The sequence below is a fragment of the Candidatus Bipolaricaulota bacterium genome, from assembly GCA_035528115.1.
Lineage (GTDB): Bacteria > Patescibacteriota > Patescibacteriia > UBA11705 > DATKZF01 > DATKZF01.
The window spans coordinates 53,978-68,988 of sequence record DATKZF010000002.1 but is presented as its reverse complement, the minus strand read 5'-3'; the positions used below and the strand labels follow the sequence as shown (position 1 = coordinate 68,988).

The 15,011-nt window shown below is 58.5% G+C and carries 6 protein-coding genes; all 6 read left to right on the top strand.

Annotated features, from left to right (window positions below; genetic code table 11):
• The first annotated feature begins 44 nt into the window (after positions 1 to 44).
• Positions 45 to 1,598 carry a putative metal-binding motif-containing protein gene (locus VMX18_01645; protein HUT22094.1) on the top strand — a complete coding sequence of 518 codons (1,554 nt, stop codon included), beginning with the start codon at positions 45 to 47 and terminating at the stop codon, positions 1,596 to 1,598.
• A gap of 290 nt (positions 1,599 to 1,888) precedes the next feature.
• On the top strand, positions 1,889 to 3,601 hold the full coding sequence (locus VMX18_01640; protein ID HUT22093.1) for a hypothetical protein: 1,713 nt from the start codon (positions 1,889 to 1,891) through the stop codon (positions 3,599 to 3,601).
• Positions 3,602 to 3,993: 392 nt separating this feature from the next.
• Positions 3,994 to 11,211, top strand: coding sequence for a hypothetical protein (locus VMX18_01635; protein HUT22092.1), 7,218 nt, complete (start codon positions 3,994 to 3,996; stop codon positions 11,209 to 11,211).
• A gap of 114 nt (positions 11,212 to 11,325) precedes the next feature.
• Positions 11,326 to 12,867: an O-antigen ligase family protein gene (locus tag VMX18_01630; protein HUT22091.1), complete on the top strand. Its 1,542-nt coding sequence runs from the start codon at positions 11,326 to 11,328 to the stop codon at positions 12,865 to 12,867.
• Positions 12,868 to 12,872: 5 nt separating this feature from the next.
• The gene (locus VMX18_01625; GenBank protein HUT22090.1) at positions 12,873 to 14,105 is read left to right on the top strand and encodes a glycosyltransferase; all 1,233 of its coding nucleotides are present in this window, start codon (positions 12,873 to 12,875) and stop codon (positions 14,103 to 14,105) included.
• 261 nt (positions 14,106 to 14,366) lie between these two features.
• Positions 14,367 to 14,882 carry a hypothetical protein gene (locus VMX18_01620; protein HUT22089.1) on the top strand — a complete coding sequence of 172 codons (516 nt, stop codon included), beginning with the start codon at positions 14,367 to 14,369 and terminating at the stop codon, positions 14,880 to 14,882.
• The last annotated feature ends 129 nt before the right edge of the window (positions 14,883 to 15,011 follow it).

Sequence of the window (15,011 nt, the reverse complement as noted above, 5' to 3'; positions counted from 1 at the left end):
GAACCTTGACAACACGCGAAATTGCAACCCAACAGGAGAGAGACATGAAGAGCATGTTGTGTCTGGTGGCTCTGGTCGTCGCGGCCGCGCTGAGCGGTTGCGGCACGGACGAAAACTACACCGTAGTCCCCAGCTGTGAGGCTGTGAACTACCCCGATTGCGGGACCAACGTCAGCGGAGCCGATCAGGGGCAATGCTCCTGCGGCACTGTCTGTCGAGAGGTCAAGGAGCTGGCGTGTCCGGAGAACGCGTTCAAGTGCGTTCCCGGGTGCATCACGAACGACGAGTGCCTGCCCGGCACGCGCTGCGTCTTCGACGACGCGCGCGCCGAGGTCGGTCACTGCGACGAGGACGGCGTGTCCGCGAACAACAACGGCGTTTGCGCGGACAAGCCTGAGGGCGGAAGTACCGTCATCGTCAACAACATCATCCCGCCGCTGTCGGCCACAGAGATCTGTGGCAACGGAACCTGCGGCAATGGCGAGAACAATGCCAACTGTCCGCAGGACTGCCCGCCGTCGGGCGGACCGATCTGCGGCAACGGGCAGTGCGAGCTCGGCGAGAGCTTCGACAACTGTCCGGCCGACTGCGACCCGGACCGCGACCACGACGGGTCGCCGGCGTCGCAGGACTGCAACGACCTCAACGCCAGCGTCCACCCGGGCGCGGTTGAGGTCTGCGGCAACGGCATCGACGAGGACTGCGACGGTGTGCCCGACGACGGGTGCGCGCAGCCGCCGGTCAGCCACTGCGGGGACGGGTTCCTCGACAGCGGCGAGCAATGCGACGGCCTGGCGTTCGGCGGGGCGACCTGCCTGACGCTCGGCTACAACGGTGGTGGCGCCCTCGGGTGCCTGGAGTCGTGTCACTTCGACGTGAGCGGCTGTTCCAACACGCCGCCCACGCCGACTCAGATCTGCGGCAACAACGTGCTCGAGGGCACGGAGCAGTGCGACAACTACCAGCTCAACGGCAAGACCTGCCAGTCACTGGGGTTTGACACCGGTGAGCTCTGGTGCAACCCGGACTGCACCTTCCACCTGGAAGCGTGCGGTTCCGAGGATCCCGTCATCTGCGGAGACGGGTTCTGCGCGGGCACGGAGACATGCTCCACCTGCGCGGTTGACTGCGGCGCCTGTCCGGGCCCGGTCAACTTCGAGTGCACGGAGATCGTGAAGTCCCTGGGAGGCCGAGTCATCGGTCTGTACAAGGGATTCCCGACGAGCAACTCGCCCGAGATCTACGTCTTGGGCGATGAGATCGACGAAGCCGGACATGTGGTCGAGGGCTCGACCAAGTTCGGTGGCCCTAGCTACGATTGGGACGATCGCCTCGGTCCGTTCACGGATACCGATGGTGACGGGTACTACGAATTCATCGTCCCGGCCGGCGTGGGAACCCTGCGGTTCACCTACGTCCAGCCGGACAACAGCATGGACGGGGATCCGTTCGACTTCGCGCAGTACGGAGACTGCGCGAACTACGCGAATCCTCTGGCGTGCTGCGGCCAGGGGCTATACTGCACCGTCTTCAAGTGCGGGCTCCAGGTGGAGTGCGACGCCACCAGCTGCTGGCTCGACGGCGAGTTGCACTTCTAGCAAGAATCAAAACAACCCCCCTCAACGAGGGGATGCACAACTGACGCTCTTGGTCTTTACCGAGAGCGTCTTCTAATTTTAAAAATTTGTCTAAAATAAGTTAAAATTGGAGTTTTTTTCTATTTACTATTGACTTTTTTGATTAAATATGATATACTTATATGTTAATTTAGCGGAATTTGCCTGTGATTGAAAGGTAGATTTGAGAGGCTTTTTGTTTACTTTTCAGCCATAGGCAAGTTGCCTAAAAGTTCAAGACGGAGCCGCAATCGCGGCAAGGAGAAGGTTTCATGAAACGGTTGATTTTTCTTGGTTTCGTCTGTTTCCTGGTTGCCTCCTGCGGAGACGCGGGGGGGTGTTTCGAAAACAGTTGCCCTTCGGGGCACTTCTGCGCCGAAGACGGCGCTTGTGTGGAAGCTGGCTACGAGTACCAGCCGGCAGTCACCGGCCAGAATGCGTACGCGCCGCCATACGAGAGCGGCGCGGGCAAGACCTGTCCGGTCGGGGCTCACCTGACCGCGACGGGCAAGTGCGCTTTCTGTCCGACCGGCGCGAGCTGGAGCGAGGCGGAGCAGTTCTGCTTCGCTGAGCAGACCAGCGCGCCCGCGAGAGACGGGCAAGCGACCGTCACTTGTCCGGACGGCACGCACGTTGACGTCACGGTCAACGCCTGCGTGTGCGAGGCCGTTGACAACGTCAATGTCGACAACAACAACGACGTGGACGTCAACGTCAACGAGCGGCCGTTGTCGACGGTCGAGTGCCAGACCAATCAAGTCGATTGGTGCTACACCCCGACCGGTTGCAAGATCGGCATCACCCATTGCCAGAACAGGCAGTGGGGGGCGTGCCAGTACTACAACGAGGAGTGCGGGGACGGAGTGGACAACGACTGCGACGGCTTGACCGACGAGTCGTGTTCGCCAAATCCCATGCCCGACCCCGATCCTGACCCTTCCGGGGTTTGCGGAAACGATATCCTGGATGCGGGCGAGGAATGTGACTACACCAAGCTGAACGGCGAGTCGTGCGCGAAGCACGGCTGGTCGGGAGAGCTATGGTGCAACACTGACTGCACCTTCCACTGGGAGGCGTGCAGCGGTGGAGACGTGTCGCAGACCTGCGGCAACGGCGTACTCGACGCAGGCGAGGAATGTGACTATACCCAGCTGGACGGCGAGTCGTGCGTCAAGCACGGCTGGATCGGGACGCTGTGGTGCAACGCCGACTGCACCTTCCATTGGGAGGCATGCAGCGGCGGGGAGGTGTCGCCGACCTGCGGCAACGGCGTACTCGACGCGGGCGAGGAATGTGACTATACCCAGCTGGACGGCGAGTCGTGCGCCAAGCACGGATGGTCCGGGACGCTGTGGTGCAACGCCGATTGCACCTTCCATTGGGAGGCATGCAGCGGGGGAGACTCGTCGCCGACCTGCGGCAACGATGTCATCGACGCCGGCGAGGAGTGCGACTACACCAAGCTGAACGGCGAGTCGTGCGCCAAGCACGGCTGGACCGGGACGCTGTGGTGCAACGCCGACTGCACCTTCCACTGGGAGGCATGCAGCGGGTCGTCTGCTCCCACTGAGACCGGCGACGACGTCGTGGCCGAGCCCTGCCCGTACGAGGCCAACTGTGTCAAGCTCAATCGTAAATACGTGAGCAACGACACGGAGGTCTGGATCCTGGGGGATTGTCCCCAGCTGGGCATCACGTATGTCTGGGACGGCAGGATGGGGCCGTTCTACGACGGTGACATGGATGGCTGGATCGAATTTCGATTCCAGCCGAGCGACATCCTTTACTCCGGAGTCTGCGAGTTTACGTACGTCCAGTACGACTCGTCAAACTCCGGCCACCCGATCGACTGGGCGGACTACGGCGCAATTTGCGACGAGTCCGATCCTCAGGCCGTCGCCGGCGGCTACCTCTGGTGCACCGGCACCGGGGCGGCCTTGAAAATGTACCTCCCCGGGGCCACGGCCGCCGGAGGAAATCAGTAATCGTTAACTTATTTACCCGCAATGCGGGTGGAAAGGAAGCGGTTCCAACATGTTTGGAGCCGCTTTTCTGATTGTAAGTTAATCCGTTTAAAATCGACTTCATAAGTGGAAGTTTTGGCTAAATTTATTAAAAAATAAACTTGACAAATTGGCAAAAAATTGTGTATTTAAAAAATAGCCCAAAAAACTTGACAAAACTATGTTTTTTTGTTAAGTTTAGCTGTCCTAATAAGGTGCAAAAATTGCGTCTTTGGGAATGAAATTTGGCTGGAAATAGTGAAAAATTTTTTGCTTTTTCATTGCTTCCAGCCAAATTGGCTGACCTTTGACAACCGAAAACTCAAGAGTTGAGTTTCGCGTTTCTTTACAGTGCCGAACACGGGAGGAAAACCATGAAGGCACGTTTCTGGTTCCTGGTGGCCTTGGTCGCGCTGCTTCTCGCCGGTTGTGGCGATGACAACAAGCAGTGCAATGGCGGAGTGGATTGCCCGGAAGGGCACTACTGCACCGATGATCATCGGTGCGTGCCGAACGATTGGGAGTACGACAACTCCCAAGGTTCGAATCCGGCGGTCTGCGGTGATGGCGTTTGTAGCGCCATCGAGACCCCCGTCAACTGTCCCGCCGACTGCAACCAGTCTCCCACCATGTGGTGTGGCGACGGCAGCTGCAACAACGGCGAGACCCAGCAGAGCTGTCCGACCGATTGCGGCGGCCAGCCCACCGTGTGGTGTGGCGACGGCAGCTGCAATGGCACGGAAACGGCAATGAGCTGTCCGGCCGATTGCGGCGGCCAGCCCACCGTGTGGTGTGGCGATGGCAGCTGTAACAACGGCGAGACGGCAATGAGCTGTCCGGCCGACTGCGGCGGCCAGCCCACCATGTGGTGTGGCGACGGCACGTGCAACAACGGCGAGACGACCGTGACCTGTCCGGCCGACTGCGGTCAGCCGCCTCCGCCCGATCAGGACGGCGACGGCTCTCCCGACAACGTCGACTGCGCGCCCCTGAACGCGTCGGTTTACCCCGGCGCGCCCGAGGTCTGCAGCGACGGACTGGACAACGACTGCGACGGCTTCGTGGACGAGGGCTGCGCGCCCCCGATCCAGAGCTACTGCGGCGACGGGTTCTGTGACCCGGCGCACGAGACATCGCAGAACTGTCCGCACGACTGCGGCACGGCCTGCGGCGACGGCTCCTGCAACGGAGTCGAGAACACGGCCAGCTGTCCGTACGATTGCGGCACGGCCTGCGGCGATGGGACGTGCAACAATGCCGAGACGACCATGAGTTGTCCGGCAGACTGCGCCAGTCTCTGCGGCGACGGAGTTTGCAACGGCACGGAGTCCTCTCTGGACTGTGTTGCCGATTGCGGCACGTACTGCGGTGACGGCGATTGTGGCCCGGGCGAGGGGACGACGAATTGTCCTCTCGACTGCGGCGATGACTGCGGTGACGGCCTCTGCGGCCTCACCGAGCGTACCTGGAACTGCCAGCAGGACTGCGGAGTGGTATGTGGCGATGACTTCTGCTCTCCCGACGAGGGCACGGTCAGTTGTCCGGCCGACTGCGGCGAGCCTTGCGGCAACACCGTGTGCGGAGATGGCGAAACCACCGTGTCCTGTCCCCAGGACTGCGGCATGCAGTGTGGCGACCGCGCCTGCAACGGCACGGAAACCAACGCGGCCTGCCCTGAGGACTGTGGGGACGAATGCGGCGACGTTTTCTGCGGCCCGGACGAAGACACGATCTCGTGTCCGGCCGACTGCGGCAACGTCTGCGGCGACGCTTCGTGCGGCGCCTTGGAGAGCTCGGCCATCTGCGAGGCTGACTGCGGTCAGTCCTGCGGAGACGGCCATTGCTCCGCGGACGAGGATTCGGTCAAGTGCGCCGCCGATTGCGGCGAGTACTGCGGCAACACGGTGTGCGCCCTGACTGAGACCACCGCTTCGTGCGTTGCCGATTGCGGCAACAGCTGCGGCGACGGCTCGTGCAACGGGCTCGAGACGACGGCCAGCTGCCCGGCCGACTGCGGGGAGAACTGCGGCGACGGCACGTGCGGACCCGGTGAGAATTCCGGTGTCTGTCCGGCCGACTGTGGGGACGACTGCGGTGACGGAGTTTGCGGCGCGTCGGAAACCACGACCAGCTGCGAAATCGACTGCGGGGCGACCTGCGGTGACGCATTCTGTTCGCCGAGTCTCGAGGACACGGTCAAGTGTCCGAGCGATTGCGGCGAGGTTTGCGGTAACGGCGTCTGCGGTCCGGACGAAAGCACGGTGACGTGCCTTTCGGACTGCGGAGAGCTGTGTCCCGACGGCGCGTGCAATGGCGGTGAAACGCCGGCGACGTGTCCGGAGGATTGTGGGGATACCTGCGGCGACGGTTACTGTGGTTTCGACGAAACCGCGGCCAGCTGTCCCGCGGATTGCGGCGACGACTGCGGCGACAACGCTTGCAGCGGCGCCGAGACCACTGCGAATTGCCCGGAGGACTGCGGCTCCGCTTGCGGAGACGGGTACTGCGGGCCTGAGGAAAGCTCTTCGTCGTGTTTCGCGGACTGCGGGGAATTCTGCCCCGACGGCACGTGCAACGGCGCGGAGACCTACTCCAGTTGTCCCGAAGACTGCGGGGACTCCTGCGGCGACGGTTACTGCGGTTTCGATGAAACCGCGGCGAAATGTCCCGCGGATTGCGGCGACGACTGCGGCGACAACGCGTGCAGCGGCGCTGAGAATCCCGCCAGCTGTCCAGAGGACTGCGGCGACGCCTGTGGCGACGGGTACTGCGGGCCGGATGAGAATTCGGTCACTTGCCCTGCCGACTGCGGCGCTGCCTGCGGCGATACCGCCTGCAATGGCACCGAGACCTCGGCCACTTGCCCGGAGGACTGCGGGGATTCCTGCGGCGACGGGTACTGCGGGTCGGACGAGAACACTATTAGGTGTCCCATCGACTGCGGTGAGCCGTGTGGAAACACGGTTTGCGGCGTCGGCGAGACCAGCATCAACTGTCCGGCCGACTGCGGCATGCAGTGCGGCGACGGGACCTGTAACGGCACCGAGAGCTCCGTGACCTGCCCGGCAGATTGCGGCGAGCTCTGCGGTGATGGCTTCTGCGCGACCAACGAGGACAGCACGGACTGCCCGCTCGACTGCGGCGATGACTGCGGCGACGGCATCTGCGGCCTGTCCGAAGACACGGTCAGCTGCGAGGCTGACTGCGGCACGGCCTGCGGAGACACCTTCTGCTCGACCATGGAAACAACGTCGGGCTGTCCGGCCGACTGCGGGACTTCCTGCGGTGATGGCCGGTGCGATGGCGCCGAGACCACGGTTTCCTGTCCCGCTGACTGCGGACAGAGCTGTGGCGACGGCGCGTGCAACGGCGGCGAGAGTTTCTCGAACTGCCCCGAGGATTGCGGCGACTCCTGTGGCGATGGCTATTGCGGTCCGGACGAGGACACGGTTTCGTGCTTTGTGGACTGTGGCCATTTCTGCGGCGACGGCGCCTGTAACGATACCGAGACTCCCGCGACGTGTCCGGCCGATTGCGGCGACACGTGCGGCGATGGTACTTGTGGCGCGTCGGAAACGACGGTCACCTGTCCCGCGGACTGCGGCGATGTGTGCGCTGACGGCGCCTGCGGCGCTTCCGAAACCAGCGTGAGCTGCGAGGCGGACTGCGGCGAAGTCTGTGGCGACAACTACTGTAGCCCGAGCGAAAACTCGGTGAGGTGTCCGACCGATTGCGGCGAGCCGTGTGGAAACACGGTGTGCGGCGTCGGCGAAGACACCATCAACTGCCCGGCTGACTGCGGTCAGCAATGCGGTGACGGGACCTGCAACGGTCTCGAAACGTTCGCCAGCTGCCCCGGCGATTGCGGGGACGGTTGTGGCGACGGTTACTGCGGCGCATCCGAGACCACGATCAGCTGCCCGGCCGACTGCGGGGATGCCTGCGGTGACGGCCTGTGCGGCGAGTCTGAGAATTCGGCGAGTTGCGAGGCGGATTGCGGCGTTGAGTGCGGGGACAACTACTGTTCCCCGACGGAGAGCGACGTGAGCTGCCCTGCTGACTGTGGGGAGCCGTGCGGCAATGGGGTCTGCGGAGTGGGCGAGGACACGGTGACGTGTCCGAGCGACTGCGGATTCGTCTGCGGGGACACGTACTGTGACCCGACGGCGGAAACCCCGGCGACGTGTGCGGCCGACTGCGGAGACGCCTGCGGCGACGGGACATGCGGATCGAGCGAGAGTTCGACCACGTGCCCGGTGGACTGCGGCGACGTCTGCGGAGACAACACCTGCGGTTCGACCGAGGACAGCGCAAGCTGCGAGGCGGACTGCGGAGTGGAGTGCGGCGATGCGTATTGCTCGTCGAGCTCCGAAACGACGTTGACTTGCCCCGCCGATTGCGGCGAGGCATGCGGTGATACCTATTGCTCGGCGAACGAGAGTACGGCGAGCTGCCCGGCTGACTGCGGCACCAGCTGCGGCGACGACCGGTGCGACGGAGCGGAGACCACCATCAGCTGCGCGGCCGATTGCGGCACGCAGTGCGGCGATGGTTTCTGCGACAACGGCGAGAGCTCGGCGACGTGTCCCGATGACTGTGGCGACAGCTGCGGCGACGGGACATGCGGATCGTCGGAGACCTCGGCGAGTTGCGAGGCGGACTGCGGCGTTGAGTGCGGGGACAACTACTGCTCCCCGAACGAAACGACGCTGACTTGCCCGGCAGATTGCGGCGAGCCGTGCGGCAACCTGGTCTGCGGTCCTGAGGAGGACACGATTACGTGCCCGATGGACTGTGGATTTGTTTGCGGCGACAGCGCCTGCAACGGTTCGGAAACGTCCGTGACGTGTCCGGCGGACTGCGGCGACGCCTGCGGCGACGGGACATGCGGATCGAGCGAGAGTTCGACCACGTGCCCGGCGGACTGCGGCGACGTCTGCGGAGACAGCACCTGCGGTTCGACCGAGGACAGCGCAAGCTGCGAGGCGGACTGCGGAGTGGAGTGCGGCGATGCGTATTGCTCGCCGGACTCGGAGACGAGCGCGACCTGTCCGGCGGACTGCGGGGACTACTGCGGCGACGGCTACTGCTCGACGAGCGAAAGCACGTGGAGCTGCCCGTTTGACTGTGGGGTCACCTGCGGAGACGGCAGGTGCAACGGAAGCGAGACCAGCGTGACCTGCGCGACCGATTGCGGCACGCAGTGTGGCGATGGTCAGTGCGATACGGCTACGGAGGACGAGGGAAGTTGCCCGGCGGACTGCGGTGACTTCTGCGGAGATTCGGCGTGCGGATCGAGTGAAAGCTCGGTGACGTGCCCGGATGACTGCGGGACGAACTGCGGGGACGCCGCATGCAACGGAGCCGAGACTCCGGCGAGCTGCCCGAGCGACTGTGGCGACGCCTGTGGCGACGGGACGTGCGGAGCGTCGGAGACGACGTCGAGCTGTCCCGCGGACTGCGGGCCGTACTGCGGAGACGGGGCATGCGATACCAGCGAGGACACGGTGACGTGCGCGCTGGATTGCGGCACTGAGTGTGGTGACGGAACCTGCAACGGGACCGAAACCACGGTTACGTGCATGACGGACTGCGGGGAATCCTGCGGCGACGGGTGGTGTTCTTCGAGCGAAGGCTCGATGAACTGCCCGGCCGACTGTGGGCCGAGCTGCGGAGACGGCGTGTGCAACTGGGGCGAGACCACCTGGAGTTGCCTCACGGACTGTGGGGCGCAGTGTGGCGACGCCTATTGCGCGGCCGGCGAGACTTCGACGAACTGCGCCGTGGATTGCGGGGATGCCTGCGGTGATACGGTGTGCGGATCGTCGGAGACTCCGGCGAGCTGCGAAAGCGATTGCGGCGTGAACTGCGGTGACGGCTTCTGCGGTAGCGGAGAGAACACGGTCAGGTGTCCGGACGATTGCGGTGAGCGTTGTGGAAACGGCGTTTGCGGCAACGGAGAGGATACGTCCTCTTGTCCGGCGGACTGTGGCTCGACCTGCGGCGATACGTCGTGCAACGGCGCCGAGAATTCCGCGACGTGTCCGGCGGACTGCGGAGACAGCTGTGGCGACGGGACATGCGGATCGAGCGAGAGCTCGACGAGCTGCCCCGATGACTGCGGCGATATCTGCGGGGACGGCGCGTGCGGCAGGAACGAGGATTCGTCCTCGTGCGAACCGGATTGCGGACAGGAGTGCGGCGACGCCTACTGTTCGCAGAACGAAAGCAGCGCCACCTGCCTGCCGGACTGCGGGGAATCCTGTGGTGACGGCTACTGCTCGATGAGCGAAGGCACGTGGATTTGTCCACTTGACTGCGGCTCGTCCTGCGGGGATGGTGCCTGCAACTGGACCGAGACCACGCTGAATTGCCCGGCCGACTGCGGCCTGGAATGCGGCGATGGTTTCTGCGCGGCCGGCGAGACTTCGGCAAGCTGCGCCGTGGACTGCGGGGATTCCTGCGGTGACATGGTATGTGGCGAGTCGGAAAACTCGGTGAGCTGCGAAAGCGATTGCGGCGCGGTATGCGGAGACGCATACTGCTCGCCGAACGAAGACACCCGGACGTGCCCGGCCGATTGCGGCGAGAATTGCGGCAACAAGATCTGCGGTGTCGGCGAAGACACGGTGACGTGTCCGAGCGATTGCGGATATGTTTGCGGTGATGATGCCTGCAACGGCGCGGAAACGCAGGTGACATGCCCGGCTGACTGCGGCAATGCTTGCGGCGACGGTACATGCGGGGAGTCGGAAACGACGACCAGCTGTCCCGCCGACTGCGGCGACGCTTGCGGCGATACGACCTGCGGGGCGAGCGAGGATTCGTCCATCTGCGAGGAGGACTGCGGACAGGAATGCGGCGACGCCTACTGCTCGCAGAACGAAAACAGCGCCACTTGTCCGGCAGATTGCGGAAGCGTCTGCGGCAACGGCGACTGCACTCCCGGCGAAACCACGCTGAATTGCCCAGCAGACTGCGGTACCCGATGTGGCGACCATGTCTGCAATGGAGGCGAGACGTCGGCGAACTGCGCCGGCGATTGCGGCCAAAATTGCGGCGACGCTTTCTGTGACGCGGCGGTCGAAACCTCGATCAACTGCGCCGCGGATTGCGGGTCGCTCTGCGGAGACGGCATTTGCAACGGCTTCGAGAGTTCCGTGAACTGCGAAGCCGATTGCGGCTGGGAGTGTGGCGACACACTCTGCAGCGCGAACGAAAACACCAGAACGTGTCCGGCTGATTGCGGAGAACCGTGTGGCAACGGCTTCTGCGGAGTCGGCGAGGACACCATCAACTGCCCGGCCGATTGCGGGGTGATTTGCGGAGACGGCGCGTGCGTGGCGCCTGAAACGCCGGTCACTTGCGCGAGCGACTGTGGCTCGTCCTGCGGCGACGGCTTCTGCGGCCTCGGTGAAGATACTGTTTCTTGCCGAGCCGACTGCGGCGTCGTTTGCGGAGATTCCGTCTGTCGGGCGAGCGAGACCACGAACTCGTGCCCGGCCGACTGCGGGGAAGTGTGCGGGGATCTGTTCTGCTCCCAGAACGAGACCCCGGACTCGTGTCCTCTTGACTGCGGCGTGGCGCCATAGCGCCACCTAACCGGCTGACAAAGTCAGCCTAAAGGGATAGATTTATCTATCCCTTTTATAATTTTAAAATGATATTTATCGGATTGTCATATTTATGTTATAATATTTGTAAATATGTCTTTGTTAAAAAAAATGGAGTCGTTTTCGGACGACGAATTTTCAGGACTTAATTTAAAAAAGATTGTTTTTTTATCAATCGTGATTGTATTCGCCAGCGCGATGATAGTTTTTTATTCGCCGCTGCTCGCCATAAGTTTTTTCGTCGGCGCGATTTTCGTTGTGTTGACGTTTCTTCGACCTAAATTAATCTTGCTTTTTTTGATCGCCTATATAGCTTTTGAACCGTTTGTTTTAAAATATGTCCCGGACTCGATATATATCTTTGCCAGATATTTCAGCGAAGGCTTGTTGTATTTATTGACGCTGGTCGCTTTTTTGAAAATTTTGTACACCAGAAAATATAAGAAAACGCCGATTGACATTCCCATGCTGATTTTTTTTATTGTCATGATAATTTCAGCTGTGGTTAATTTCGTGCCACTGAAGATTTCAGTTTTGGGCATCAGGCAAATAATCCGATTTATTTTGCTTTTTTACACCATAGTATATTTGAATCTCGACAAAAATTTTATTAAACAAATTATCAAAGTGTTGTTGATAATTTTGGTTTTTCAAAGTGGAGTGGGCGTATTGCAGGCGGCTATCGGAGCGCCGGCGGACAGTATTTTGATTCCCGAAGACAGGAAGTTTTACGGCGACATTCAGCTGACTTCAGGCACTGATCAATTTTGGGAGCCGGGTCAGAGAGTCAGCGCCTTTATGGGCAGATATGATCAGCTGGGAACATTTTTATGTTTGGTTTTGCTGATCGCGGTCGGTCTGATGTATTACAACCCGGAATTTATCAGAAAGAAATATGTTAAATGGCTGATTTTTATCTTGGGTTTTCCCGCTTTGATTTTGACCTATTCGCGCGCGTCTTGGTTCGGTTTTTTGGGAGCTTTTTTATTCATTGCGATTTTTTTACGAAAAGACAGAAGAGTGCTTATCGTTTTCGTGATTTTGGTCGCGTTGCTGTCTTCGTATTTATTGTACTCCGGCATTGCCGTGAAATATTTGACGGACGTGCCCGGTCAAACCATCTCGGAGAGATTTTTCGAAGCGTTTTCATTGGCCAGATGGCGGGGAGAATATTATTATTTCGGCCGGTTGTATTTTTTCGTAAATACGTTAACCACGGTTTTGCCCGCGTATCCGGTTTTCGGGGCCGGACCCGGTCAATACGGCGGGGGAGCGGTGGCGGCTCTGCATAATACGACCGTTTACGACAAATTGAGCTTGCCTTTCGGCGTTTACGGCACTGAAGGTTATATCGATAACAATTGGTTCTCATTACTCGGAGAGACCGGCATTGTGGGATTTTGCGCTTATGTGGTGGCTTTTGTGCTGTTGTTGGTTTATAATTTAAAAGTATATAAATCGACCAAGGATAAGTTTTTGCGGGCATTGTCGTTCGCTTGCGTGGGCATTGTTTTGGCCGTCGGTTTTCAAGCCTTGCTCGGCACTTACCTTGAAGTGCGCACGTTGGCGTTTTATTTCTGGTTGACGCTGGCTTGCGTGGTTTCCTTGGCGCAAAAAGAAAAATTAAAAGTTTGAAAAATATGAAAATATTGCTGGTCAATAAGTTTTTTTACCCGAAAGGCGGCGCTGAAATTTCCATGTTCGAGCAGGCCAGGTTATTATCGGAAGAGGGGCATCAGGTCGCGTTTTTTTCCATGCATCACCCGCAAAATCAGCAGAGCGATTTTGATAAATATTTCGTCAGCTATGTGGATATGTCAAAGCCTATTTACAGTTTGACCGGTTTAAAGATGATCGGTCGAATGATTTATTCATTGGACGCCAAAAGAAAATTCGCAAAAATGCTGGATGAATTCAAGCCGGATGTCATTCATTATCATAATATTTATCATCAAATATCGCCGTCGATTTTATCCGCGGCCAAAGAAAGAAATATTCCATCGGTGATGACCGTCCATGATTATAAATTGATTTGTCCCAATTACACGCTGTTCAATAAAACGGATGTGTGCGAAAAATGCAAACGCTATAAATACTATCAACCGGTGTTTCAGAAATGTTTCAAGAATTCCCGGTTGGCCGGACTGGCCATTGCCGTTGAATCGACCATTCATCGATTAATGAATGTTTATCAAAAAAACATTGATTTGTTTTTGACGCCGAGTAATTTCACCAAAAACAAGTTTGTGGAATGGGGTTGGCCCGAGGGGAAAATCAGGGTCTTGCCTCATTTTATTGATTTGGACAGATTTCACGCGACCAGCGAATTAAAAGATTACATCATTTCATACAGCAGATTGGAAATGGCCAAGGGATATGACACTTTGATCAAGGTCATGAGAGGGTTGCCGAATATTCATTTGAAAATAATCGGCTCGGGTCCGGATGAAGCGAAAATAAAAGATTTGGCGAAAGATTTGAAAAATATCGAGTTTATTCCTCACCTCGGCTGGTCGGCTTTGATTAAAGAGGTCAGCGGCGCTCGTTTGGTGCTCAATTTGTCCAAATATTATGAAACTTTCGGCTTGACCATTCTCGAAGGCATGGCTTTGGGCAAAGTCATTGTGGCCAATCAACGCGGAGCCATGCAGGAATTGATTGATGAAGAAAAGACCGGTTATCAGGTTAAAGTCGGCGATATTGAGTCGCTGAAAAAAATTATTGAGTCTTCGTATAATGATAAGGAGAAGTTGATAAAAATGGGAAATGAGGCTAGGGAAAAGGCGGAAAAAGAGTATAATTCAGGTGAATATTATTTGAAATTGATGGATGCATACAATTCTTTGGTGGCAAGGGGAGGCGAAATGGGGTAAAAAGTTATTGTGAGAACAATTTTTTTGTTCGGGGCGATTAAGGCGTCTTGTTTTTGAAAAGACGCTTTTTTGAATTTAAAAAATTGACATTATTTTCTAAATTTAATAAAATTTCGACAGTAATCAACCGTGACGCAGCGAAAGAGGAGGTATGCCGTGGAGGGAGAGCTACGGGGGATTTGGGAATCGAGAAGAAAGCCGTGCCTCGCGAGTCTAGGGTTTTGGTTCGGCAAGGAAAGGGTTGCCGGACCGAGCGATCCGATGAAAGGCGAGCGATGCGAGCACTATGAGGACTGCCCGCTCAGAGAACGTCCCAAGCTGTTTGCCGAACAGCCGAACGGCAACGTAAAAGGCAAGGGGGCGAATCCCAAAAAGAGGGATTTGCAAAGTGAACGAAGCAATTTGTTGGCTTCACTCAAGGTAGGCAAGGGCAGCGCCACTTACTGCGCGCGTGAGGTAGCGCATTTGGCGGCGCAGGATCTGCGCATGCGCATCGTTGAACTCCACGAGCCGGCGGAATATGCGCTGACCGAGGTCAAGCGGTTGCTCGCGAATCAGCATAAGTCCACGGCCTTTGAGGTCCCGTTGCCCGGCGATCTGGGAGAGTGGAAACGATATCCCGGGGTGTTGGCGACGCACGACGAGTTGTTCGAGAAAGCGTCGAACTCATACATTCTCCGGCCCGGAGCCAGGACCATCCTCGACGATATCATCGTCTTGGCAGCGGCCATGGTGGGAATTCGGAACGGTTTCGTCAAGGAGGGAATCAAGATTTAGGAGGAACGCTACCACACTGGGTAGCGTTTTTAAAATTACGAATAGTAGAATCTAATAGGACAAGCTAGGTTTAGGTTTACCTGTTTTATTACGAATTACTGAAGCTATTAAGCTTGCCTTTGCCTAGAA

Excerpts from the sequence above, each read along its gene's own strand:
- VMX18_01645 (HUT22094.1), top strand. The coding sequence starts at position 45 with ATGAAGAGCATGTTGTGTCTGGTGGCTCTGGTCGTCGCGGCCGCGCTG.
- VMX18_01640 (HUT22093.1), top strand. The coding sequence starts at position 1,889 with ATGAAACGGTTGATTTTTCTTGGTTTCGTCTGTTTCCTGGTTGCCTCC.
- VMX18_01635 (HUT22092.1), top strand. The coding sequence starts at position 3,994 with ATGAAGGCACGTTTCTGGTTCCTGGTGGCCTTGGTCGCGCTGCTTCTC.
- VMX18_01630 (HUT22091.1), top strand. The coding sequence starts at position 11,326 with ATGTCTTTGTTAAAAAAAATGGAGTCGTTTTCGGACGACGAATTTTCA.
- VMX18_01625 (HUT22090.1), top strand. The coding sequence starts at position 12,873 with ATGAAAATATTGCTGGTCAATAAGTTTTTTTACCCGAAAGGCGGCGCT.
- VMX18_01620 (HUT22089.1), top strand. The coding sequence starts at position 14,367 with ATGAAAGGCGAGCGATGCGAGCACTATGAGGACTGCCCGCTCAGAGAA.